Raw genomic sequence first — 24,539 nt, forward strand, 5'->3', positions numbered from 1 at the left:
AAATAGCGTAGGTAATTCCCTAAGGAGAGGACGGAAATATCAGCTTACTTTCAACACTATCCATTTTGCGCGTCTTTATAAAAACAATAAGACCTTAGCGGACCCCAGGCCATGAACAAAAATCTGCGCTTCAGCCATAAAATACTGCTTGCCGCCGCCCTCATCGTTATTGCTGCCTTCGCCTCGTTCACACTGTACAACGACTATTTGCAGCGCAATGCGATACGCAACGATCTGGACAACTACCTGCAAGAAATGGGCAGCGTAACGGCCAACAATATCCAGACCTGGCTGGCTGGACGCAGCCTGTTGATCGAAAACCTGTCACAAAACGTCGCACTGAACGCCGACACCGACAACGTCTCCAAGCTACTCGAGCAGAAGGCGGTAACCTCGACTTTCATGGGCGCCTATCTGGGCAACAAGGATGGCACCTTCATCATCCGCCCTGACAGCAAGATGCCCGACGGCTATGACCCTCGCGTCCGGCCTTGGTACAAGAGCGCCCAAAGCACCGGCGGCTCGGCACTGACCGAACCGTACATCGATCTCGCGTCCGGCCAACTGGTCATTTCCATCGTCAACAGTGTGCTCAAGGACGGTCAAAGCATCGGTGTGGTCGGTGGCGACCTGAGCTTGCAGGTGATCGCCGACAGCCTCAACGCGCTGGACTTCGACGGCATGGGTTATGCCTTTCTGATCAGCGCCGATGGCAAGATCCTGGTTCACCCCGACAAATCCCTGGCGATGAAGTCCCTGAGCGAGGCGTACCCAAAAAACACCCCGCGCATCAGCAGCGACTTCAGTGAAATCGACGTCGACGGCAAGACCCGCATCGTCACGTTCACCCCAATCAAAGGCTTGTCCTCGGTCAATTGGTACATCGGTCTGTCGGTGGATAAAGACAAAGCCTTCTCGATGCTCAGCGAATTCCGCGCCTCGGCGGTCGTCGCGACTGTGATTGCCGTGGCCATCATCATCGCCCTGCTGGGCATGTTGATCCGCATCTTGATCCAGCCACTGCATGTCATGACCCGCGCCATGGAAGACATCGCCGACGGTGAAGGCGACCTGACCAAGCGCCTGACCATCCAGAATCAGGACGAATTCGGCATCCTCGGCACGGCGTTCAACCGTTTCGTGGAACGGGTTCATACGTCGATCCGCGAAGTGTCCTCGGCCACCGGCCAAGTCAACGAAGTGGCCCTGCGTGTGGTGGCCGCCTCGAACTCGTCGATGTTCAATTCCGACCAGCAAGCCTCGCGTACCAGCAGCGTTGCTGCGGCAATCAACCAGCTCGGTGCCGCGGCCCAGGAAATCGCCCGTAACGCCGCGCAAGCGTCAAGTCAGGCCAGCGACGCGCGCAGCCTGGCCGAAGACGGCCAGCAAGTTGTGGACCGCAGCATTGCCGCGATGAATCAACTGTCGAGCATGCTCAGCGCCTCGAGCACCAACATCGAATCGCTGAACAGCAAAACCGTGAACATCGGGCAGATTCTCGAAGTGATCACCAGCATCTCCCAGCAAACCAACCTGCTGGCGCTCAACGCAGCCATTGAAGCGGCGCGCGCCGGTGAAGCCGGGCGTGGTTTTGCCGTGGTGGCCGACGAGGTGCGCAACCTGGCGCACCGCACACAAGAGTCGGCGCAACAGGTACAAACCATGATCGAGGAGCTGCAAGTGGGCGCCCGCGAATCCGTCAGCACCATGAGCGACAGCCAGCGCCACAGCCAGGACAGCGTGGAAATCGCCAACTTGGCCGGTGAACGCTTGAACAGTGTGACGTTGCGCATCGGCGAAATCGACGGCATGAACCAGTCCGTGGCCACCGCGACCGAGGAACAGACGGCGGTGGTTGAATCGATCAACGTGGACATTACCGAGATCAACACGCTGAACCAGGAAGGCGTGGAAAACCTGCAATCGACGTTGCGAGCGTGCTCGGACCTTGAGCAACAAGCTTCGCGATTGAAGCAGTTGGTGGGTAGTTTCCGGATTTAGTTTCTGTACTGGCCCCTTCGCGGGCAAGCCCACTCCCGCAGTAGTTCTATGTACATCCGACAGATTTTCGCAGGCAAAAAAAGGGCGACCGAAGTCGCCCAAAATGCCTTGCGTGCTCATTGCTCCAGAAAGACCTACGGTTTTTTCCGCTTATGCGAATCCTTCCAGATAAAAAATCCAAAACCTGCAAAAAACAGAACCATGAGACCGACTGTCAACACTCCGGCGATCACCACGTTGTCGAAAAACATGACTGGCCTCCTGCACTTGCCCTGTTGCGATGGGGCTAAGTTAACCAATCGGGCAGGAGAGAAAATTGACCGGGATCAATGCCGCCCTAGACGGGCGTAAAAGGAAGGGAAATAACTGACCTGCATCAATCGATGCAGGGTGTTTCAACGCTTTTTCGGTTTGTTCTTCGGCTTTTTCTTCGCCTTGCCCAACGGCATCGCCTGCTCGAAGGCCTGGCGTACTTCGTTCAGGCGCTTTTCATTAAGGTCATGAACCCGCTTGGCGCGTTCAGTGTTGAGGTCGATCAGCTTGTCATCTTGGCTCATGGCGTTCAGTGCATCGCTTGGAAATGAATTCAACTGCCGGTTAAAGGCGACAGGATTACGCCAATAATGCGGTCTGGCGCGGGCGCTGACCAGTGATCCGACACTTCAGATCTCGATATCGACCCACAACCCCTGACGCGGCTGATCCTCCATCAACGGCACCACCGGTACGGTGTTGTCGGCATTGAGCTCATTACCGGGAATCGCCAGGTGCTCTTCGGGATCTTCATCGGCCTCACGACGACGGCGCTCGCGCTCTTGTTGCCGACGCTGCTCCTCGCGCAGCTGCAGGCGCGCCTCTTCCGGGTCGCGGTTTTGCAGGTCGATGGTGCTTTCGTTGGAGTTTTCCTGCACCGGTACCACAGGCGGAATATCCGGGCGCTGGCGAATCGGATCCTGCTGTGAAGTGATTGGTACGGCGCTCAAGGGGAGCATCGGTGGCAACATATTAATTAGTCTCCTGTCAGCAGGCTGTCGGCTGCGGGGATGGCGACTTGAGCCATCGGTCGCAAACTTGTGATCCACCTGGCACCGTAGGAGCTGGCGCAGCCTGCGATCTTTTGATCTTGATCTCCCGAAAAGTTCGCATCCTCCATCAGCGCGCGCATGTAATCCTTTGGTCCTGAAGGCTCATTCCGTTAAGATAGCCCGCTTTTTCAAGGTGGGAGTCAGGCAGCATGGCGCAGCAGTATCAACCGGGGCAACGCTGGATCAGTGACAGCGAAGCCGAGCTGGGTTTGGGCACCGTTCTGGCACAGGACGGCCGCTTGTTGACCGTGCTCTACCCGGCCACTGGCGAGACTCGCCAGTACGCGCTACGGAATGCGCCCCTCACCCGCGTGCGGTTTTCGCCGGGTGACAGCATCACTCACTTCGAAGGATGGAAGCTGACCGTCCAGGAAGTCGACGACGTCGATGGCCTGCTGGTCTACCACGGCCTCAACGCGCAGAACGAAGTGGTCACGCTGCCGGAAACCCAGCTTTCGAACTTCATTCAGTTCCGTCTGGCCAGCGACCGTTTGTTCGCCGGACAGATCGACCCACTGGCCTGGTTCTCCCTGCGATACAACACCCTGGAACACACCAGCCGCCAATTGCAATCCTCGCTCTGGGGCCTGGGCGGCGTGCGTGCGCAACCGATCGCGCACCAGCTGCATATTGCCCGTGAAGTCGCCGACCGCATCGCGCCGCGGGTTCTGCTGGCAGACGAAGTGGGTTTGGGCAAGACCATCGAAGCCGGTCTGGTAATCCATCGCCAACTGCTTTCGGGCCGCGCCAGTCGCGTATTGATCCTGGTGCCGGAAAACCTCCAGCACCAATGGCTGGTGGAGATGCGCCGCCGCTTCAACCTGCAAGTCGCGCTGTTCGACGAAGAACGCTTCATCGAAAGCGATGCCGCCAACCCGTTCGAAGACACTCAGCTTGCACTGGTTGCCCTCGAATGGCTGGTGGACGACGAGAAGGCCCAGGACGCGTTGTTCGCTGCCGGCTGGGATTTGCTGGTGGTCGACGAAGCGCACCACCTGGTGTGGCACGAAGACCAGGTCAGCCCTCAGTACTCACTCGTGGAGCAACTGGCCGAAGTCATTCCCGGCGTCTTGCTGCTGACCGCGACCCCTGAACAACTGGGTCAGGACAGCCACTTCGCGCGTCTGCGCCTGCTCGACCCGAACCGTTTCCATGACCTGCACGCCTTCCGCGCCGAGAGCGAAAACTATCGCCCGGTGGCCGAAGCCGTTCAGGAGCTGCTGGACAAAGGGCGCCTGTCGCCTGAAGCGCACAAGACCATTCACGGTTTCCTCGGCAACGAAGGCGAAGCCCTGCTGACCGCCGTCAATGATGGCGACACCGAAGCCAGCGCCCGTCTGGTCCGCGAATTGCTGGACCGCCATGGCACCGGCCGCGTGCTGTTCCGTAATACCCGCGCCGCCGTGCAAGGTTTCCCGGAACGCAAACTGCACCCGTACCCGCTGCCCTGCCCGGCCGAATACCTCGAACTGCCGCTGGGCGATCACGCCGAGCTGTACCCGGAAGTCAGCTTCCAGGCCCAGCCGGACGCCAACGAAGAAGAGCGCTGGTGGAAATTCGACCCGCGAGTCGAGTGGCTGATCGACACCCTGAAGATGCTCAAGCGCACCAAAGTGTTGGTGATCTGCGCCCACGCCGAAACCGCCATGGATCTGGAAGACGCCCTGCGCGTGCGTTCCGGTATTCCGGCCACGGTCTTCCACGAAGGCATGAACATCCTCGAGCGTGACCGCGCCGCCGCCTACTTCGCCGACGAAGAATTCGGCGCTCAGGTGCTGATCTGCTCGGAAATCGGCAGTGAAGGTCGCAACTTCCAATTCTCGCACCATCTGGTGCTGTTCGACCTGCCGTCGCACCCGGACCTGCTGGAGCAGCGTATCGGTCGTCTCGACCGGATCGGTCAGAAGCACATCATCGAACTGCACGTGCCGTACCTGGAAACCAGCCCGCAAGAACGGCTGTTCCAGTGGTACCACGAAGCGCTGAATGCGTTCCTCAATACCTGCCCGACCGGCAACGCCTTGCAGCATCAGTTCGGCCCACGGCTGCTGCCGTTGCTGGAAACCGCCGATGACGGCGAGTGGCAAGCGCTGATCGACGAAGCCCGCGCCGAACGTGAGCGTCTGGAAGCCGAACTGCACACCGGTCGCGACCGTTTGCTGGAACTCAACTCCGGCGGCGCTGGCGAAGGTGATGCGCTGGTCGAGGACATTCTCGAACAGGACGATCAGTTCGCCCTGCCGATCTACATGGAAACCCTGTTCGACGCCTTCGGCATCGATAGCGAAGACCATTCGGAAAACGCGCTGATCCTCAAGCCAAGCGAAAAAATGCTCGACGCCAGCTTCCCGCTGGGCGACGACGAAGGCGTGACCATCACTTACGACCGCAACCAGGCGCTGTCTCGCGAAGACATGCAATTCATCACCTGGGAACACCCGATGGTTCAAGGCGGCATGGATCTGGTCCTGTCCGGTTCGATGGGCAACACCGCCGTGGCGCTGATCAAGAACAAGGCGCTGAAACCGGGCACCGTGTTGCTGGAACTGCTCTACGTCAGCGAAGTCGTTGCTCCGCGCTCGCTGCAACTGGGCCGTTATCTGCCGCCGGCCGCCCTGCGCTGCCTGCTCGACGCCAACGGCAACGACCTGTCGAGCCGGGTGTCGTTCGAAACCCTGAACGATCAACTGGAAAGCGTACCCCGCGCCAGCGCCAACAAGTTCATCCAGGCCCAGCGCGACCAGCTGACACCACGGATCAACGCCGGCGAAGAGAAAATCACCCCGCGTCACGCCGAGCGCGTGGCCGAGGCGCAACGTCGCCTGGCGGCGGATACCGAAGAAGAACTGGCGCGCCTGACCGCGTTGCAAGCGGTCAACCCAACCGTGCGCGACAGCGAACTGGTTGCCCTGCGCAAGCAACGTGAGCAAGGCCTGGCCATGCTCGACAAAGCGGCGCTGCGACTGGAAGCGATTCGGGTGTTGGTGGCGGGTTAATCCCCTGCCCCGCTCCGTTCAAACAAAAGGCCCGCAGCGATGCGGGCCTTTTGTTTGTCTGCTTGATTGTTGTGGTGTTTTTGAGGGCCTCATCGCGGGCAAGCCCGCTCCCACAGGTTATGTGGACGACATAAATCCCTGTGGGAGCGGGCTTGCCCGCGATGGCGATCAGGCAGTCACCGCAGAACCCGCAGGCTCAACCACCGCCACCAACCCCTCTTTCATCCGCTTGGCATCCCTGACAAAACACCGCGAGGCCAAAAACAGAAACACCATGGTGAAAAACAACGCCACCGGGATCAAATACATCGCGTCATGCAAACCGACAGCCTTGAACGTCTCTGTCATCTGTTCGGCACCCGCCGAGAGCATCGCGCTATGGGCGAAGTGATCCGACAATCCACCGACTACCACCGGCCCCAATCCCCCACCCAGCAAATACAGACCTGCAAAGAACAACGCCATGGCCGTGGCTCGCAGGCGCGGTTCGACCACGTCCTGGATCGCCGTGTACACGCAGGTATAGAAGTTGTAGGCAAACAACCAACCCAGGCTGAACACCGCGACAAACACCCCGATCTCGATGCGTCCGGCGTGCAGCGCCCAAGCCGTGCACAAAGTCGAAATGATCAGGCTGAATGCCGCGAACAGCAGCCGCCCATTGGCCACGCGCTGGTGAATCTTGTCGGCGATCCAGCCGCCGAGCGTCAGGCCGAACAACCCGGTCACCCCGACGATCACACCGGTAGCCACTGCCGCGTCCTGCAACGGCATCAGGAAATAACGCTGCAGCATCGGCACCAGAAACGAGTTACAGGCATAGGTAGCGAAGTTGAAGCACAGCCCCGCCATCACCAGCCACAGGAAAGTCGGCACCGCCAGCACACGACGGATCGGCCGGTCCACGCGCTCCTGAGACACTTGCACGCTTTCCGCCGCGCCGCGTTTTGGCTCTTTAATGAAGAACATGAAGACCGCCAGGATCAGCCCCGGCACTGCCGCGATAAAGAACGGCGCACGCCAGCTGTCGAACGTCTTGACCATCCAGCCAATGGTGAAAAACGCCAGCAGTAACCCCAGCGGCAGGCCAAGCATGAAAATGCCCATGGCCCGAGCCCGGCGGTGAGCCGGGAACAAATCGCCGATCAGCGAATTGGCGGCCGGCGCGTAACTGGCTTCACCGATGCCGATGCCCATGCGCACGATCAGGAAACTCCAGAAACTGCCCACCAGCCCGTTGACCGCAGTCAGCCCGCTCCATGCTGCCAGGCCCCAGCCCATCAATTTGCTGCGCGAACCGGTATCGGCCAATCGCCCCAGGGGCAGGCCGGCAATGGCGTAAACGATGGTGAATGCAGTCCCGATAATCCCCAATTGAAAGTCACTGAGGTGCCATTCCATGCGGATCGGCTCGATGATGATCGCCGGGATGGTGCGGTCGAAGAAGTTGAACAGGTTGGCCAGGAACAGCAGGAACAGAATGCGCCAGGCATTCGCCGCTTGGGTCGAGTTCTGCATGGGTCCGTCTCTTTTATTGTTATGAAGGCGTCGCTGCCCCCGGAAACTGCAATCTAGTCAGGCGCGCGCGGTGTGTCTGTCATCATTCGCCAGCCTGATATCAGCCCATGGCAATCGAACCCTCCCAAACGCCGCAATACCCTGTGGGAGGGGGATTGCTCGCGAAGGCGGCGTGTCAGTCGGCATCATCGTTGGCAGGCACACCGCCTTCGCGCTCCCACAGGGGAATTGTAGTGTTTTTCCACAGCCCGACCGACCGTTGAAAAATACCTCTGTGCCCCCCTTCCCAAGCCCAAGGCAAAGCCTAGAATAGCGGCCTTGTCTGCCCACCGTGTCCCCCATCCCTCTTTGACTATCGCCCATGTCCGAAGCCAGTCCGTGTCTGAATTGCGGTGCCTGCTGTTCTCATTTTCGTGTGTCTTTTTTCTGGGGTGAATGCATCTCGGCAGGGGGGACGGTGCCCGATGAACTGGTCGCGCCCATCAGTCCCAGCCGGGTGGCCATGCTCGGCACAGACTGCAAACCGACCCGCTGCGTCGGGCTGGTGGGTGAGGTGGGCAGCACCGTGCAGTGCTCGATTTACGATCAGCGCTCCAGCACCTGCCGGGAGTTCGACGCCTCGTGGGCCAATGGTGAGGTGAACGTGGATTGCGACGCGGCCCGGGCCGCGTTCGGGTTGCCAGCCCTGCAACCGGAGTTCGAAATGCCTTATGAACGGAGCGCTTGAGACTTAGCGCCAATCGCTATCACGCTAATACCAAAATTATTGGCGTCACCGTGCCATCACCTCTTGCGCTCCGTGCAAGGCCTCTATACTGCAAGCATTCGCCAGCGCGCATGGCGCAGGCCAGGATGATTCAGAGATGGGGCATGCTATGGAGTGGCTTGGTTTGCATTTCATGACCGGGCTACCGGAGAGCGGGCAGGTCATACTCGATTGCACCCATAACCCTTTTCTGGTGTTGCTGGCCTATCTGGTGGCTTGCGCGGCCGGCTTCGCCACGCTGGACATGACCGAGCGGGTCGGCCATGTGGAAAAATCCGCCTCCCAACGACTCTGGCGCTGGGTCGGTGCCGGGTGCCTGGCGGGCGGTATCTGGGCCATGCACTTCATCAGCATGCTGGCGTTCCAGGCGCCGATCGAAATCCATTACCACCTGCCCACTACCCTGCTCTCGCTGTTGTTCGCCCTGACCGCCTCGTGGCTGGCCATGCATACCCTCAGCCATCCTCAGCTGAATTTCTGGCAATACCTGCGGGCCGCGGTGTGGATCGGCCTGGGCATCGCAACCATGCATTACGTGGGCATGGCCGCCCTGCGATCGAATGCGATGGCCTACTACCAACCCGTCCTGTTCGGGCTTTCCATTGTGATCGCCATCGGTGCCAGCCTGGCCGCCCTGTTGATTTCCAGTCACCTGCGCGATGGCACCGGCGTGTTTCATCAATTGCTCAAGTACACCGCCAGCCTGGTGCTCGGGGCCGGCATCGTCAGCATGCATTTCACCGGCATGGCGGCGTTCAACCTGGTGCTGCCCCTCGGCAGTCTCCAGCCGTTGCCCGACAACAACAATCACCTGCAACTGGGGCTGACGGTGGCGGTAATTACGTTGCTGATCATCGGCAGCAGCATCAGTGCCGCACTGGCGGACAAGAAGCTGCAACACAAGGAACATGACCTGCAGCGGGTCAACGCCCTGCTCAGTCAATTGGATCAGGCGCGCATGTCGTTGCAACAGGTGGCGCACTACGACCCCTTGACCAATCTGATCAACCGCCGGGGCTTCAACCAGATCTTCGCCGAGAAACTCATCGAGAAAACCAACGAGGGCGGCATGCTGGCGGTGATGTTCCTGGACATTGACCACTTCAAGCGGATCAATGACAGCCTCGGCCATGACGCCGGCGACGAATTGCTCAAAGTCCTGGCCAGCCACATCAAGACCTCGGTGCGCAGTCATGAAGACGTGGTGGCGCGCTTCGGCGGCGACGAATTCTGCATCCTCATCACCCTGTACGACCGTGAAGAAGCGCGGCAAATGGCCCAACGCATCATGCTGAAAATGAAGGAGCCCATCGAGTTGTCCGGACGGCGCATGGTCATGACCACCAGCATCGGCATCAGCCTGTTTCCCGAAGACGGCAAGACCTGTGAAGAACTGCTGAAAAACGCTGACCTGGCGCTGTACCAGTCCAAGGATTGCGGTCGTAACGCCCTGCATTTTTTCAGTGCAAACCTGAAAACCCGCGCCACCCTGGAGTTGCAACTCGAAGAGGAACTGCGTCACGCCCTGCGCGAAAACACCGGGTTGATGCTGTATTACCAACCGATCTATGACCTGAGAACCGGCCTGGTCACCAAACTTGAAGCGCTGATTCGCTGGCAACATCCGGTTCACGGCTTGCTCACGCCGGATCGGTTCATCGCCATTGCCGAAGCCAACGGCCTGATCGCCGAGCTGGACAACTGGGTGCTGCGCAAGGCCTGTGAAGACTTGGGCGAGCTGTCCCGGTACGATTGCGAAGAACTCAAAATCGCGGTGAATTGCTCGCCCCTGAACCTGGCGCGAGAAGAACTGGCCAATGAAATCGAACACGCCCTGCACGCCTTCGGTGTGGCACCACACCGGCTGGAACTGGAAGTCACCGAGAATGCGCTGATGGGCAATATCACCAACACCCTGGTGTTGCTGCGGCAGATTCGTGCCCTCGGGGTCTCGTTGTCGATCGATGACTTCGGCACCGGCTATTCATCCCTGGCCTACCTCAGGCGCCTGCCATTAAACACGTTGAAGATCGACCGCTCGTTCATTCAAGACATCCCCAAGGCCACCCAGGACATGGAAATCGTCCAGGCCATTATCGTCATGGCCCACACCCTGCATTTGCAGGTCGTCACCGAAGGCGTCGAAACCTTCGAGCAATACGACTTTCTCGAACGCCACGGCTGCGATTTCGTTCAGGGATACCTGCTCAGCCGCCCGGTGCCGCTGGCCGAGCTGCGTCCGGTGCTGGCCGAAATCAATCAGCGCAAGCACGTGCACACCTTCAATCCTCTGAGTCTGGCTCGCGGTACAACTGCACTAACGTCGACGGATCCTTTTCCAGGAACCCCTGCCCCCCATGGAGGCGCATCAGTTGTGCGGCCAATCCGCTGATCGGCGTGGCCGAACCCTGCTCGCGGGAAAATTTCACGGCGTTGTCGAGGTCCTTGAGCAGCGTACGCACGTGCCATTTCACCGGTTCGAAACGGCTTTCGGCCATTTGCGGCGCGAGAATCTGCAGCGGTTTTGAATCGGCGAAACCACCGGCCAGCGCCTCGGCGATCAGGTGGGCGTCAACCCCGGAACGCTCGGCCAGGGCCACCACTTCGGCAATGACCAGGGCATTGCAGGCGACGATCATCTGATTGCAGGCCTTGGTCACCTGCCCCGCACCGACGGCGCCCATATGGGTCAGGCGCTGGCCAAGGGTCAACAACACCGGCCGCACGCGTGCAAGGTCTGCCGCTTCACCCCCAACCATGATCGCCAGGCTGCCGGCCTCGGCGCCGACCACCCCGCCGGAGACCGGCGCATCGATCCAACTCATACCGGTTTTACTGGCCAATGAGCTCGCCATTTCCCGCGTCGCGGTGGGTTCAAGGCTGGAAAAATCCACCAGTAACTGTCCGCTTTTCGCCCCCTCGGCAACGCCCGCCGGGCCGAACACCACCTCACGTACAACAGCAGTGTCGGCCAGACACAGCATCACCAGGTCCGCGTGCTGACACAGTTCGGCCGGTGTTGCCACTTGCCGTGCGCCGGCCTCGACCAGCGCTGCGCACTTGGCCGGATTGCGGTTCCACACCGTCAGCGGATAACCCGCCGCCAACAGGCGTCGGCACATCGGCAAGCCCATCAGGCCGATTCCGGCAAACCCCAGCGCAGGTAACGTTGCCATCATTTAGCCCCCTTTTGATTAAAGATCAGCGAATATTGGCCGATTCATCATGATTAAGGAAAGGATTCCCCCCAACGATGCTCAGGCCAAGGCTCTGACGCTTGGGTCATATTCGCGCTGCAAAAAGACGCGAGATCTCATTCCGTGATGGCTCGATGGCACCTTGTCGCCGAGCCAACCAGTCCAGGTATATGGCGCACAATGACTTCTAAAAATAACCCGGCCACCGCGGTATCCGACCTGACCCTGAGCCCCGCGGCGAACAGCCCCTCATCGTCGAAGCCATTGACCCCATCGCGCCCGCTGGCGACTCAGCAATACCTGTACTTCACCGAAACCAATACCGACCGCATCCTCGACAACCTCGATGGCCTGCGCGACCTGGTGTTCCCGCGCCCACCGCACCTGGAGGGCGACAACGAACAGCACAGCGATCAGGAATTCCCGTCGGTGTGCCTGATCGGCCTGGGCCGCTGTGGTTCGAACATCGCACTGGACGTGGCGGAGCTGGTGTACAACGCCCGCAAGTTCTACCTCAACGAATTCAACAACGAAGACCGTCTGTCGCCGGATAAACGCTACGCCGAAAAAGGCTACAGCCCGGCGCAGTGGATTCGCAATAACCTGCGCCTGGGGCCGAACAAGGCCAGCAAACCGGTGTTTCTGGTCGAGCCGCTGGTGATGCTCGGCGATTTGGACAAAGACATCGCCGGTCGCATCCGCTTCTCGCGCAAGGGCGAAAAAAGCGGCTTTTTGCGCGACTACAGCAAAATGAAAATCATGGACTTGTCGGAAGTCCACGCCGGTGGCGCCGGTAACGCGCCGATCCTCGGCCAGTACTTGGCCAAGATCATCCTGAACAAGGACACCCAGCGTTTCTCCAGCCCTGACTGGAAGATGATTCACTCGTACCTGATCGACAGCTGCGGGATCAAGGCAAACCAGTCGCGCCTGTATTTCTCGATCTTCAGTGCCGGCGGCGGTACCGGTTCAGGCATGGCCTCAGAGTTCGGCCTGGCCCAGCAGCACTCGTACATGAACAAGACGTTCGACACCAAGCCGATGGACGAGCACGACAGCAAGAGCGGTCATTCCTTCGTCTTCGAGCCGATCTTCACCAGCGGTATTTGCGTACTGCCGAACATTTCCGATCACCGCAGCGAAATGTCCGAGGCGCTGCACATCAACGCCGGTCGCCTGCTGTGCAAATACCTGTCGGAAGAGTGGGACTTCTCCTACAACTTCGCCAACGAAGACAGCAGTGAAGCCAGCGTCATGGGCCGTATCCGCCCATGGAACGCGATGATGCTGATCTCCAACGACATCATGCGTTACGCCGAAGAAAGCGATGATGGCAACATCCAGAACATCGACGTCAACGCGATGGAAAAGCACGCCAACCAATACATCTCACAGCAGATCTTCAACATTCTGACAGCGCAGGCGGTGACCACCGACTACGACCAGAACTATTTCCGTCGGGCTGGCATCGACATTGGCGAAACCATTCGCCTGGACGCCAACGACCTGTTCATGAGCCTGGCCGGCCCGGTGGCGATTGCCTACGCCGAGTCCGTGGTGCCGGAAACCCCGCCGCCGAGCAGCGACAAGTTCAAGGTGTTCGAGAAAGAGCCGCAGCGCCTGAACATCGACGACCTGTTCTTCCGCTCCATCGACCTGCCGCACTTCAACAAGGTCACCCAGGCGATTGAAGGCATCAGCCTGTTGCCGATCGAGTCCAAGCGCTATCGCGCCTCGCTTGAGCAGTACAAGAATTCTGGGTACGACGCAGCCGCCTTGCACGACTTGCACTTCTTCAAGAACTGTTCGTCGGTGGTCTCGATTGTTTCGCTGCCAAAGGACTACAAGCTGTCCTACATGGACCTGAACCGGTTGAAGACCCACCTCAACAGCCTGTTCCCGAACACCACGCTCAAGCGTTATGCACTGGTGATCGGCGCCTCGGCCAACCTGTCGCTGACCACCCTGATCGCCAAAAGCCCGTGCCTGTCGGACGACTTCCTGACCCTGATCGTGGCCTTCATCAAACGCTGCTTTGCGAAAAACCCGTACCGCTTCGACGAGACGCTGGACAACTCGATCCTGGACTTCATCATCAATGAAGACTTCGACGAGGACCGGATCGACGAACTGCTCAACGAATTCGAAAACCCGGCGAAAATCCTCGATACCAACTGGTACGCGATCAAACCGATGTACGAGAAGAAGTACCGTGAACTGATCAACGACAAGGACAAGTTTGTCTCGATCAATGACATCCGTTTGTCCCGGGATTGCGTGAAGAAGGCGATCAAGTATCTGCGCGAGATTTACCGTCACCGGATTGGCAAGACCAAGGTTATTTCTTTGAATAACCATACCGGTAAAACCGCTTAATCTGCGGCGCCCCCAATCGATCGTTCCCACGCTCTGCGTGGGAACGATCACAATTAAGCAACCAATCGGCTGCTCAATAAACTGTTCCCGTTACGTTTACGTCACCCTCGCCAAGACCCTTCTGTGGCCTTTCTCTACGGCAACATGCCATCACGCTACTCGGCTACACACTTTTGACCGGCAAAGTTGCGCACCAATTAAGCGCACACACTCAGCTCGTCGCCCTTTCCTGGATCAGGATCCACGGTGAAACCACCACGGCCCACAGCTCAGGATCGCGCTCGAAAAGATCCAGCGCCCGCGTTTCAGACAGCTTGGCGACCTTGTCGGCGGCCAGCCAGGCAGCGACTTTCTCGCCTTCATCGGTTGCCACTGCTTCTGCCGCAGCGATCAAATCCAGGCCTGGATCGACCCACAATAGGGCACCCCTGGCAAAGAACGGCTCCAACTCTTTCCAGGTAATAGATGCGGTCTCACCAAGCAGCTTGGCATAGAGGGTGCTAGGTTCTTGAGTCATGGGTTTCTGTCCGCAATGAAAAACGACGTGAATGATAACGTCGGTATTGCGCCAGAAAAACCCGGATGCAATTGCGTTACCGATCGAGAAATGCAGGAAAGCCAGGGAATGCTGCTGAATCCAAGTATTAGCCAGCTAACATCCCGCCGTGATTCTGTCTTTTTCTTTCAATAAAGCGACACCCTCAGGTTTTGCCCCCCGGCGCTGCCTTCCCAGGCTAACAATCGGCGCTCTACACTGTACCGGTACAGTTGCCGGGGGCATTTTCCGGAGGATATCAACGATATCTGACCCGGTTCTGCTGCTACGGCGCCAGGACTATAAAAACTACAACAGTAAGAGTGGAGCACTATGACTAAGGCTACTAAGCAGATTTCAAAACTGTTTGCCGCTATGGTTCTGGCCGGGGTTGCCAGCCATTCGTTCGCCGCTGACACCATCAAGATCGGCATCGCCGGCCCTAAAACCGGCCCTGTAGCCCAATACGGCGACATGCAGTTCAGTGGCTCCAAAATGGCCATCGAACAAATCAACGCCAAGGGCGGCGTCGACGGCAAGAAGCTCGAAGCCGTTGAATACGATGACGCCTGCGATCCAAAACAAGCGGTTGCTGTTGCGAACAAAGTCGTCAACGACGGTGTCAAGTTCGTGGTGGGTCACCTGTGCTCCAGCTCCACTCAACCGGCGTCCGACATTTACGAAGACGAAGGCGTGATCATGATCACTCCGGCTGCCACCAGCCCGGACATCACCACTCGCGGCTACAAAATGATCTTCCGTACTATCGGTCTGGACAGTGCCCAGGGCCCTGCCGCCGGTAACTACATTGCCGATCACGTCAAACCGAAAATCGTTGCTGTGCTGCACGACAAGCAGCAATACGGTGAAGGCATCGCCAGCGCCGTTAAAACCACCCTTGAGAAGAAAGGCGTCAAGGTTGCCGTGTTCGAAGGCATCAACGCCGGCGACAAAGACTTCTCTTCGATGGTCTCCAAGCTCAAGCAAGCCAACGTCGACTTCGTCTACTACGGCGGCTACCACCCGGAGCTGGGTCTGCTTCTGCGTCAATCCCAGGAAAAAGGCCTGAAAGCCAAGTTCATGGGCCCGGAAGGCGTGGGTAATGACTCCATTTCGCAGATCGCCAAGGAAGCTTCCGAAGGCCTGCTGGTAACCCTGCCGAAATCCTTCGACCAGGATCCGGCCAACATCGCCCTGGCTGACGCGTTCAAAGCCAAGAAAGAAGACCCGAGCGGTCCGTTCGTGTTCCCGTCCTACTCGGCTGTGCAAGTCATCGCCGAAGGCATCAAGGCCGCCAAGAGCGAAGACACCACTAAAGTGGCTGAAGCTATCCACAAAGGCACGTTCAAAACCCCGACCGGCGACCTGTCTTTCGACGAGAAGGGCGACCTGAAGGACTTCAAATTCGTGGTTTACCAGTGGCACTTCGGCAAACCTAAAACTGAAGTTTCGCCTCAGTAAGGCCTTGGCCTGACTGACTGCCAATAAAGCCCACGGCGTGCCGTGGGCTTTGTTTTACGAACGTATTGGGCCGCGCTGGCGTGATCCGCCAGTCTCCCCACCTGAAAATCTCAAAACCGTCATCAGCGGTTCGCTGGCAAACCTCGAATTCGAAGTGGATGCAGATCCACGGGGCTCGAGCGGGAAAATGACTCCACCAGTGAAATGCGTATCAGGTTTTTAGGAGCGCTGTAATGCCTGACATCTATCACTTCTTCCAACAGCTGGTTAATGGTCTGACCATTGGCAGCACGTATGCCCTGATCGCCATCGGCTATACGATGGTTTACGGCATCATTGGAATGATCAACTTCGCCCACGGCGAGGTATACATGATCGGCTCTTACGTGGCGTTCATCGCCATCGCCGGGCTGGCCATGCTGGGACTCGACAGTGTCCCTCTCTTGATGACCGCGGCTTTCCTCGCGACCATCGTCGTGACCAGTGCCTACGGTTACAGCATCGAACGGATCGCCTACCGCCCCCTGCGCGGCAGCAACCGTCTGATCCCGCTGATTTCCGCCATCGGCATGTCGATCTTCCTGCAGAACACGGTTCTGCTGGCGCAAGACTCCAAGGACAAATCCATCTCCAACCTGATCCCTGGCAACTTCGCCATCGGGCCAGGTGGCGCACATGAAGTGCTGATTTCCTACATGCAAATCGTGGTGTTCGTGGTGACCCTGGTCGCCATGCTCGGCCTGACGCTGTTCATCTCCCGTTCTCGCCTGGGCCGCGCCTGCCGCGCCTGTGCCGAAGACATCAAGATGGCCAACCTCTTGGGTATCAACACCAACAACATCATCGCCCTGACCTTCGTCATCGGTGCGGCACTGGCAGCCATCGCGGCTGTGTTGCTGAGCATGCAATATGGCGTGATCAACCCGAACGCCGGTTTCCTGGTCGGCCTCAAGGCCTTCACCGCAGCGGTACTGGGCGGTATCGGCAGCATCCCCGGAGCCATGCTCGGCGGGATCGTGCTTGGGGTAGCGGAAGCCTTTGGTGCCGATATCTTCGGCGACCAGTACAAGGACGTCGTGGCGTTCGGTCTACTGGTTCTGGTGTTGTTGTTCCGGCCAACCGGCCTGTTGGGCCGTCCGGAGGTTGAGAAAGTATGACTAGGAATCTTAAACAGGCGTTGTTCAGCGCCTTGCTGGTGTGGGCGGTTGCCTACCCGGTACTGGGTCTGAAACTGACCATTGTCGGCATCAACCTCGAAGTCCATGGCACCAGCACTGCAACGCTGATCACCATCGCCGTGTGCTCGGTGCTGATGTTCCTGCGAGTGCTGTTCGACCAGCAGATCAGCTCGGCCTGGAAAGCCTCGCCCAACCTGCCGGTGATGCCGGCCAAGGCCAGTCACTTCCTGACCCTGCCGACGACTCAACGCTGGATCATCATCGCGTTAATCGTGGGTGCACTGGTCTGGCCGTTCTTCGGCTCTCGCGGGGCGGTGGACATCGCCACGCTGGTGCTGATCTACGTGATGCTCGGCCTGGGCCTGAACATCGTGGTCGGCCTGGCTGGCCTGCTCGACCTCGGTTACGTCGGCTTCTACGCCGTGGGCGCCTACAGCTACGCGCTGCTGTCGCACTACTACGGCCTGAGCTTCTGGATCTGCCTGCCGATCGCCGGGATGATGGCGGCCACCTTTGGCTTCCTGCTCGGTTTCCCGGTACTGCGTTTGCGCGGTGACTACCTGGCAATCGTGACCCTGGGTTTCGGTGAAATCATCCGTCTGTTCCTGCGTAACCTGACCGACCTCACGGGTGGTCCGAACGGCATCAGCAACATTCCCAAGCCCACGCTTTTCGGGCTCAGCTTTGATAGAACTGCCGCAGAAGGTCTGCAGACCTTCCACGAGTACTTCGGCCTGGAATACAACTCGATCAACAAGGTGATCTTCCTTTACCTGATCGCGGTGTTGTTGTCGTTGTTCGCGCTGTTCGTCATCAACCGCTTGCTGCGTATGCCCCTGGGCCGTGCCTGGGAAGCGCTGCGTGAAGACGAAATTGCCTGCCGTGCACTGGGTCTCAATCCAACGGTCATCAAGCTGTCGGCCTTCACCCTGGGTGCCTGCTTCGCCGGTTTCGCCGGTAGCTTCTTCGCCGCGCGCCAAGGCCTGGTGACACCGGAGTCCTTCACCTTCATCGAATCGGCGACCATCCTCGCCATCGTGGTGCTGGGCGGCATGGGCTCGCAACTGGGCGTCGTACTCGCCGCCACGGTGATGATCCTGTTGCCGGAAATGATGCGTGAGTTCAGTGAATACCGCATGTTGATGTTCGGCGCCTTGATGGTGCTGATGATGATCTGGCGTCCACAAGGTCTGCTGCCGATGCAACGCCCCCACATGGAGCTGCGCAAATGAGCCGTGAGATCCTGAAAGTCACTGACCTGAGCATGCGCTTCGGCGGCCTGTTGGCGGTCAACAGCGTGGCCCTGACCGTCAAAGAGAAACAAGTGGTATCGATGATCGGCCCCAACGGCGCCGGCAAGACCACCGTGTTCAACTGCCTGACCGGTTTCTACCAGCCCACCGCCGGCAGCATCGTGCTGGACGGCGAACAGATCCAAGGGTTGCCGGGCCACAAGATCGCCCTCAAAGGCGTGGTGCGCACCTTCCAGAACGTGCGGCTGTTCAAGGACATGACAGCGGTCGAGAACCTCTTGATCGCGCAACATCGTCACCTGAACACCAATTTCCTGGCCGGTCTGTTCAAGACCCCCGCGTTCCGCAGAAGCGAACGCGAGGCCATGGAATACGCCGAGTACTGGCTGGAAAAGGTCAACCTCAAGGAGTTCGCCAACCGTCCGGCCGGCACCCTGGCCTACGGTCAGCAACGTCGCCTGGAAATCGCTCGCTGCATGATGACCCGCCCGCGGATCCTCATGCTCGACGAACCGGCTGCCGGTCTCAACCCGCGGGAAACCGAAGACCTCAAGGCACTGATCGGCATCCTGCGTGAAGAGCATGATGTGACCGTGCTGCTGATCGAACACGACATGAAACTGGTCATGAGCATTTCTGACCACATCTTCGTGATCAACCAGGGCACGCCCCTGGCCGACGGTACGCCGGAACAGATCCGCGACAATCCTGAAGTGATCAAAGCCTACCTGGGGGAAGCGTAAATGCTGCAGTTCGAAAACGTTTCCACCTTCTACGGCAAGATCCAGGCGCTGCACAGCGTCAACGTCGAAGTCCGCCAGGGCGAGATCGTGACGCTGATCGGCGCCAACGGTGCCGGCAAGTCGACCCTGCTGATGACCCTCTGCGGTTCGCCGCAAGCCCACAGCGGCAGCATCCGCTACATGGGTGAAGAGCTCGTCGGCCAGGACTCGTCGCACATCATGCGTAAAAGCATCGCCGTGGTCCCGGAAGGTCGTCGGGTGTTTGCCCGCCTGACCGTGGAAGAGAACCTCGCCATGGGCGGATTCTTCACCGACAAGGGCGATTATCAGGAACAGATGGACAAGGTTCTCGGACTTTTCCCACGCCTGAAAGAACGTTTCGCCCAACGCGGCGGCACTATGTCTGGCGGCGAACAGCAAATGCTCGCCATCGGCCGTGCGCTGATGAGCAAGCCCAAGCTGTTGCTGCTCGACGAGCCATCGCTGGGCCTGGCACCGATCATCATCCAGCAGATCTTCGACATCATCGAACAACTGCGCAAGGACGGTGTGACGGTGTTTCTGGTGGAGCAAAACGCCAACCAGGCGCTGAAAATCGCTGACCGTGCCTATGTGCTGGAAAACGGCCGGGTGGTGATGACTGGCACCGGTGAAGCGCTGCTGACCGACCCGAAAGTGCGCGAAGCGTACCTCGGTGGTTAAGCGATTGCGGTAAACAAAAAAACGGCCTTCGCAGGCCGTTTTTTTCTGCCTGCCACAACCATAATGAAAATCCCCTGTGGGAGCGAGCCTGCTCGCGATGGCAATTTCACATTCAACCGAGATATTGACTGACTTACCGCAATCGCGAGCAGGCTCGCTCCCACAGGGTTTTTGGGGTGTTTGGGAGAACGTGTTTAATCAGTGTCAGCGTTACTTCCTGCAAGCTACACATCCTTGCGCCGTTGCCTACGACTACGCCAGAATCCGCCGGCTTGTGCGCCTTGGGCCTGGCCTCTATCGTTTCCCTGCCACTGCCTATCAGTGGTCGGGTTTAGTCGCTCGGTTGTTTTTCACAGAAACGCATAAGCGCCATAGGGTCAGGTATCCCTTCCCTGCACTTGATGGCGGCTGTGTGCAGGGCGCCTTCGGGCGCGCCGAGTTTCTGTGCTCATCGGTCGACTAACCTGCACACCGCTGCCACCCTCGTTTAGTCGCGAACCGGGCGCAGCCCTTATCGCGAGCACAGACTTATGTTCAAGAATTCACCTAATCCCCCACACAACCCCAGCACGATATTTGTCGTCGCGTCCGGACACGATGTGCAAACCCTGCTGGGCCACGCCTGTGAATCACTGGCATCGGCCAGCGTAATGGCCAGTAATTTCGCCGCGCTCCTCGAAGGCTCGCACCGCCACATGCTGCTCGGCATCCAGCAAAGCATCATGCTCGGTGAGCTGGTCGTTAATCGAGCGCTCGACAACATTGATCCGCAAAACGCCTGACGTAACCGGTTCGCCCCCGTAGGAGCTGCCGAAGGCTGCGATCTTTTGACTTTGATCTTTTCTGAATCACTGAAGATCAAGATCAAAAGATCGCAGCCTTCGGCAGCTCCGGGGGTCTGCGTATTAACAACACAAACAAGCTTGATCTGTAGATACATTTTTTATATATTTGCACCTACAGACCAAGACAAAGTGATCGCTATGACAGTAACCTCCCTGGCACAAGCATTCAGCAAAGACCAGTGCGTGACTGGTTTGCGAGCGGCTGTCGGCATACTCGAAAAGTGGCAAGCGTCGAGCGATCAGGCCTGTCGTATCTTGCGCATTTCCCGCAGTACGTACTCCCGGGCAAAGCAGCGCGATCCCGATTGGTCCGTAAACCTGGATTCAGACCAGATGCAGCGCATCAGTTTTATTCTCAACATCCATGCCACCCTGCGCCTTGTCTTTGATAACCCTGAAAACGTCTATGGTTTTGCGGCGATGGCGAACGAAAACGAGTTCTTCAACGGGCGTAGCCCGCTCGAAATCATGTCCCAGGGGGATATGATTTCCCTGTACGAGACGTTTCGGCGGATCGACATGCTGCGAGGCGCACAATGGTAACGGTGAGCCAGCTGGCTGTACTGGCCGGTGAGCAGTTGCAGGCCTACCGATTGATCAATTCAAAATTTCCGCCCATTGCGCTGTTTGACGACGTGGCAAACGCGGACGAATTTGATGCGCTGTATCAGATCCAGGCCCTCACCAATCCGAGACTGCAAAATGAAGTCGGCCGGCTTGAGCTGATACCGCGTGCGCAGATTCCCTTCGGCATCCCTGGGTGCTCTTACGCAATCGCTCCTTTCACCCACATCAACCCAGCGGGTTCGCGTTTCAGCGATGGCAGTTTCGGCGTGTTGTACCTGGCTGCCTCGATGGAAACCGCACTGGCAGAGGTGCAGCATCATCAGAACCAGTATTGGTCGAAAGTCCAGGGGCTCAATTACGAGAGGTTTGTTTTCCGCGGGTTATCCTGTACTTTCGTTGACGAAGCCATGAGGGATGCCGTGTCCATTGCGATGGACGATCCTGTCTACGATCCTGTCGATTACACGCACTCCCATCGCTTGGGAAAGGCCATCAAGGATGCCGGAATCCCTGGTCTGCGGTACAACTCCGTGCGCATGCAGGGGAGCCATTGCTGGGCATTGATGACTCCCAGCCCCCTCTCATCGATCACTCAAACAGCCCACTACGAGATGATCTGGAACGGTCAGATCACCAGCGTCAGTAAAATCAGCATTGCCTGACGACCTTATCGGCAAAAAAATTTTTAGGTGGCCTGTAACGCATCGCCCTGTCGTTTCTCTAGAGCAGTAAGCAAGCACAAACGCTTGCCAACCCAAGCTCAATTTCGGAGAAACATCATGACTGCTACCACCCGCACCCTGTCCGCCACCGCCCTGGTGCTGGCCCTCGGTTCTGCCCTGAGCATCGCCGCTGTCTCCACTGCCCATGCCGCTGACGACAACATGGAAAAATGCTTCGGCGTGGCCATGAAAGGCAAAAACGATTGCGCCGCCGGCGCTGGTACTACTTGCGCCGGTACGGCAAAAACCGACCATCAGGCCAATGCCTGGAAACTCGTCCCTAAGGGTACCTGCGTCACCACGATGAGCAAAACCTCGCCAACCGGTTTCGGCCAATTGGAAGCCTACAAAGCCAAGTCGTAATCCGCACCCAGCCTGAGCATCGACCATGAACCCTATACTTTCCGGGCTCCCGCCCCGCTCCGGGCTGGGGCTCAAGACCGAGCACTTTCGTGAAGTACTCGGTGCACAACCGGACATCGGTTTCTTCGAAGTCCACGCCGAAAACTACATGGTGGCCGGCGGCCCGTTTCATCATTTTCTGGGGTTGATTCGCGAGCAGTATCCGCTATCGCTACACGGCGTTGGCTTGTCTATTGGTGCCGAAGGTCCGCTGGATGGTCTGCACCTGCAAAGGCTTGCCGCGCTGCTCGAACGCTATCAACCCCAATCCTTTTCCGAACACCTGGCCTGGTCCAGCCATGGCCCGGTGTTTCTCAACGACCTGCTGCCCCTGGCCTACGATGCGCCGACGCTGAACCGCGTCTGCGAGCACATCGAACAGGTGCAGTGCTCCCTCAAACGCCCAATGCTGCTGGAGAACCCGGCGACGTATCTGGCGTTCCAGCGCTCGACAATCGATGAAGCCGACTTCATCAGCGAGGTCATTCGCCGCACCGGTTGCGGCCTGCTGCTGGACGTCAACAACGTCTACGTCTCCTGCATCAATCACCAAAGGGATCCGCTGGCCTACATCGACGCGCTGCCGCTGCACGCTGTGGGAGAGATTCATCTGGCCGGGTTTGCCGAAGACACCGACAGCCTCGGCGACCGTCTGCTGATCGACGATCACGGTGCGCCCATCGATAACGCGGTGTGGGCGCTGTACAGGCAGGTACTGGAGCGAGTTGGCCCGATCGCCACGTTGATCGAGCGCGACAACCAATTGCCGGCCTTCAGCGTGCTGCACGCCGAAGCCCGTCAGGCCGATGAGTTACTGCATTGCGCGGGGAGCCGATCATGAGCACTCAAGCTGCGTTTGCCGCCGCCCTGCTCAATCCGCAACTGCCCTGCCCCGATGGTTTGTTCAGTGCCAATGGCGCCGATCCCGCCAGCCGTTTCGCGGTGTATCGCAACAATGTGCAGAGCTCGCTGATCAACGCCTTGGCCGACAGTTACCCAGTGGTTGCGCAATTGGTGGGCGATGAGTTCTTTCGGGCGATGGCGGGGCTATATGTGCAGCATTGCCCGCCTCAAGGCCCACTCATCAACGATTACGGCAAGGACTTCGCCGAGTTCATCGACAGCTTTGAACCGGCAGCCAGCGTGCCTTATCTGGCCGACATGGCGCGGCTGGAGCGGTTGCGCGTTCAGGCCTATCACGCCGCCGATGCGCCGCCACTGCGCCATGAGCAGATTGCCGCCGCGCTGTCGGACCCGCAGGCACTGAGCGAGCTGACGGTCGGGTTTCATCCCTCCCTGAATCTGCTGACTTCAGCTTTTGCCGTGGTTGCGATCTGGGCCGCGCATCAACAGGACGTGACGCTGGCCGGTATTGACATTGACCACGGGCAAAACGCGCTGGTGCTGCGCAATGGTCTGGAGGTTGAGGTTTTCGCCATCGACCACGGCGCCTGCACCTTCATTCAGAACCTGCGAAACGGCCAGCCTCTGGCCCAAGCGCTGGAAACAGTGCCCGACTTCGACCTTAGCCAAACCCTGGCGCTGCTGATCAGCCACAACGTCATCACCCATTTACACCAGAAGGTATCGCCATGAACCGCCATCACAACCCCATCACCCGAGCCATCAAGTGGCTGGAAAAAATCCCCCACAGCCTGATCGCCTTTATCGCGCGTTTTTCGATTGCCGCGGTGTTCTGGAAGTCCGGGCAAACCAAGGTGGAAGGCCTGGCCATCGACTTGATCGACGGCACGTTGCAACTCGGCGCACCAAGGCTGGCGGACTCGACTATTCCGTTGTTCGAGAGCGAATATCACCTGCCATTGCTCTCCCCGGAACTGGCGGCGCACCTGGCAGCCTTCGCCGAGCATTTTTTTCCGGTGCTGATCCTGATCGGCTTCGCCACCCGCTTTTCGGCTCTGGCGCTATTGGGTATGACCCTGACCATTCAGCTGTTCGTGTACCCCGATGCTTATCCGACCCACGGCACTTGGGCTGCGGTGTTGCTGTACTTGATGGCGACCGGGCCGGGCAAGTTGTCGATTGATCATCTGATTGCCAAGCGGTATGCCAGACCTCAAAACTCCAGACAATGAAGATCCCTGTGGGAGCGAGCCTGCTCGCGATAGCGCAGTGTCAGCCACCATCAATGCCGAAATGTCACACCGTCATCGCGAGCAGGCTCCCACAGG

24 protein-coding genes and 1 pseudogene are annotated in these 24,539 nt (G+C 58.7%); 19 read left to right on the forward strand and 6 right to left on the reverse strand.

Features of this window, described 5'->3' with window-relative positions; genetic code table 11:
- Positions 1-111: 111 nt before the first annotated feature.
- Positions 112-1,143 (forward strand): annotated as a pseudogene (locus PMI18_RS32045) (HAMP domain-containing protein); the annotation flags it as partial.
- Between the two features lie 93 nt (positions 1,144-1,236).
- The gene (locus tag PMI18_RS32050) at positions 1,237-2,001 is read left to right on the forward strand and encodes a methyl-accepting chemotaxis protein (RefSeq protein WP_411736823.1); all 765 of its coding nucleotides are present in this window, start codon (positions 1,237-1,239) and stop codon (positions 1,999-2,001) included.
- A 134-nt stretch (positions 2,002-2,135) separates the two neighbouring features.
- Here the strand turns inward: PMI18_RS32050 and ccoM are convergent, their stop codons facing one another.
- The 3 genes from ccoM to PMI18_RS03105 all read right to left on the reverse strand — a co-directional run bounded on the left by ccoM (position 2,136) and on the right by PMI18_RS03105 (position 3,005).
- Positions 2,136-2,252, reverse strand: a complete 117-nt coding sequence (gene ccoM / locus PMI18_RS31805) for a cytochrome c oxidase subunit CcoM (RefSeq protein WP_007906619.1) — start codon at positions 2,250-2,252, stop codon at positions 2,136-2,138.
- Between the two features lie 144 nt (positions 2,253-2,396).
- On the reverse strand, positions 2,397-2,558 hold the full coding sequence (locus PMI18_RS31295; RefSeq protein WP_007906621.1) for a hypothetical protein: 162 nt from the start codon (positions 2,556-2,558) through the stop codon (positions 2,397-2,399).
- Positions 2,559-2,663: 105 nt separating this feature from the next.
- Entirely contained in the window at positions 2,664-3,005 is a 342-nt protein-coding gene (locus tag PMI18_RS03105) for a hypothetical protein (protein ID WP_007906623.1), read from the reverse strand.
- 230 nt (positions 3,006-3,235) lie between these two features.
- Here PMI18_RS03105 and rapA point away from each other — a divergent pair, with 230 nt between their 5' ends.
- Complete coding sequence (gene rapA, locus PMI18_RS03100) at positions 3,236-6,082, forward strand: RNA polymerase-associated protein RapA (RefSeq protein ID WP_007906627.1); 2,847 nt, start codon at positions 3,236-3,238, stop codon at positions 6,080-6,082.
- A 168-nt stretch (positions 6,083-6,250) separates the two neighbouring features.
- Here rapA and PMI18_RS03095 read toward each other — a convergent pair whose 3' ends face one another.
- On the reverse strand, positions 6,251-7,600 hold the full coding sequence (locus tag PMI18_RS03095) for a spinster family MFS transporter (protein WP_007906628.1): 1,350 nt from the start codon (positions 7,598-7,600) through the stop codon (positions 6,251-6,253).
- A 361-nt stretch (positions 7,601-7,961) separates the two neighbouring features.
- On the opposite strand from PMI18_RS03095, the gene PMI18_RS0129855 reads away from it, so the two are divergent.
- Both PMI18_RS0129855 and PMI18_RS03090 read left to right on the forward strand, forming a co-directional pair.
- Entirely contained in the window at positions 7,962-8,327 is a 366-nt protein-coding gene (locus PMI18_RS0129855) for a YkgJ family cysteine cluster protein (protein WP_033036882.1), read from the forward strand.
- Positions 8,328-8,475: 148 nt separating this feature from the next.
- Positions 8,476-10,758, forward strand: a complete 2,283-nt coding sequence (locus PMI18_RS03090; RefSeq protein WP_033036884.1) for a putative bifunctional diguanylate cyclase/phosphodiesterase — start codon at positions 8,476-8,478, stop codon at positions 10,756-10,758.
- Here PMI18_RS03090 and PMI18_RS30765 read toward each other — a convergent pair.
- Positions 10,649-11,545: an NAD(P)-dependent oxidoreductase gene (locus tag PMI18_RS30765; RefSeq protein WP_007906638.1), complete on the reverse strand. Its 897-nt coding sequence runs from the start codon at positions 11,543-11,545 to the stop codon at positions 10,649-10,651. The two genes, PMI18_RS03090 and PMI18_RS30765, sit on opposite strands and share 110 nt — an antisense overlap.
- A 198-nt stretch (positions 11,546-11,743) precedes the next feature.
- Between PMI18_RS30765 and PMI18_RS03085 the strand changes: the two genes are divergently transcribed.
- Complete coding sequence (locus PMI18_RS03085) at positions 11,744-13,939, forward strand: hypothetical protein (protein ID WP_007906640.1); 2,196 nt, start codon at positions 11,744-11,746, stop codon at positions 13,937-13,939.
- Positions 13,940-14,150: 211 nt separating this feature from the next.
- Here PMI18_RS03085 and PMI18_RS03080 read toward each other — a convergent pair whose 3' ends face one another.
- Positions 14,151-14,456 (reverse strand): DUF2288 domain-containing protein, encoded by a 306-nt coding sequence (locus PMI18_RS03080; protein ID WP_007906642.1) that lies wholly within the window; start codon positions 14,454-14,456, stop codon positions 14,151-14,153.
- Between the two features lie 27 nt (positions 14,457-14,483).
- On the opposite strand from PMI18_RS03080, the gene PMI18_RS31145 reads away from it, so the two are divergent.
- From PMI18_RS31145 to PMI18_RS03020, 13 genes are all read left to right on the forward strand, one after another.
- Positions 14,484-14,630 carry a hypothetical protein gene (locus tag PMI18_RS31145; protein ID WP_157173008.1) on the forward strand — a complete coding sequence of 49 codons (147 nt, stop codon included), beginning with the start codon at positions 14,484-14,486 and terminating at the stop codon, positions 14,628-14,630.
- A gap of 177 nt (positions 14,631-14,807) precedes the next feature.
- Complete coding sequence (locus PMI18_RS03075) at positions 14,808-15,935, forward strand: branched-chain amino acid ABC transporter substrate-binding protein (RefSeq protein WP_007906643.1); 1,128 nt, start codon at positions 14,808-14,810, stop codon at positions 15,933-15,935.
- Positions 15,936-16,168: 233 nt separating this feature from the next.
- A complete protein-coding gene (livH, locus tag PMI18_RS03070; RefSeq protein WP_007906645.1) occupies positions 16,169-17,092 on the forward strand; it encodes a high-affinity branched-chain amino acid ABC transporter permease LivH in 924 nt (307 codons plus the stop codon).
- Positions 17,089-18,345 carry a high-affinity branched-chain amino acid ABC transporter permease LivM gene (locus PMI18_RS03065; RefSeq protein ID WP_007906646.1) on the forward strand — a complete coding sequence of 419 codons (1,257 nt, stop codon included), beginning with the start codon at positions 17,089-17,091 and terminating at the stop codon, positions 18,343-18,345. The genes livH and PMI18_RS03065 overlap by 4 nt, the downstream gene beginning before the upstream one ends.
- Complete coding sequence (gene livG / locus PMI18_RS03060) at positions 18,342-19,109, forward strand: high-affinity branched-chain amino acid ABC transporter ATP-binding protein LivG (RefSeq protein WP_007906647.1); 768 nt, start codon at positions 18,342-18,344, stop codon at positions 19,107-19,109. Before PMI18_RS03065 ends, livG begins: the two co-directional genes overlap by 4 nt.
- Positions 19,110-19,811 carry an ABC transporter ATP-binding protein gene (locus PMI18_RS03055; protein ID WP_007906649.1) on the forward strand — a complete coding sequence of 234 codons (702 nt, stop codon included), beginning with the start codon at positions 19,110-19,112 and terminating at the stop codon, positions 19,809-19,811.
- A 530-nt stretch (positions 19,812-20,341) separates the two neighbouring features.
- A complete protein-coding gene (locus PMI18_RS03050) occupies positions 20,342-20,593 on the forward strand; it encodes a DUF6124 family protein (protein WP_007906651.1) in 252 nt (83 codons plus the stop codon).
- Positions 20,594-20,794: 201 nt separating this feature from the next.
- A complete protein-coding gene (locus PMI18_RS03045) occupies positions 20,795-21,199 on the forward strand; it encodes an antitoxin Xre-like helix-turn-helix domain-containing protein (protein ID WP_007906653.1) in 405 nt (134 codons plus the stop codon).
- On the forward strand, positions 21,193-21,885 hold the full coding sequence (locus PMI18_RS03040) for an RES family NAD+ phosphorylase (protein ID WP_007906658.1): 693 nt from the start codon (positions 21,193-21,195) through the stop codon (positions 21,883-21,885). Before PMI18_RS03045 ends, PMI18_RS03040 begins: the two co-directional genes overlap by 7 nt.
- Positions 21,886-22,002: 117 nt before the next feature.
- A complete protein-coding gene (locus PMI18_RS03035) occupies positions 22,003-22,308 on the forward strand; it encodes a BufA1 family periplasmic bufferin-type metallophore (protein ID WP_007906660.1) in 306 nt (101 codons plus the stop codon).
- 25 nt (positions 22,309-22,333) lie between these two features.
- Positions 22,334-23,188 carry an MNIO family bufferin maturase gene (bufB, locus tag PMI18_RS03030; protein ID WP_007906662.1) on the forward strand — a complete coding sequence of 285 codons (855 nt, stop codon included), beginning with the start codon at positions 22,334-22,336 and terminating at the stop codon, positions 23,186-23,188.
- Complete coding sequence (locus PMI18_RS03025) at positions 23,185-23,943, forward strand: HvfC/BufC N-terminal domain-containing protein (RefSeq protein WP_007906665.1); 759 nt, start codon at positions 23,185-23,187, stop codon at positions 23,941-23,943. The genes bufB and PMI18_RS03025 overlap by 4 nt, the downstream gene beginning before the upstream one ends.
- Positions 23,940-24,443 (forward strand): DoxX family protein, encoded by a 504-nt coding sequence (locus tag PMI18_RS03020; protein ID WP_007906667.1) that lies wholly within the window; start codon positions 23,940-23,942, stop codon positions 24,441-24,443. Before PMI18_RS03025 ends, PMI18_RS03020 begins: the two co-directional genes overlap by 4 nt.
- Positions 24,444-24,539: the final 96 nt, after the last annotated feature.

This window comes from Pseudomonas sp. GM102 (assembly GCF_000282555.1).
In the GTDB taxonomy this organism is placed as follows: Bacteria; Pseudomonadota; Gammaproteobacteria; order Pseudomonadales; family Pseudomonadaceae; genus Aquipseudomonas.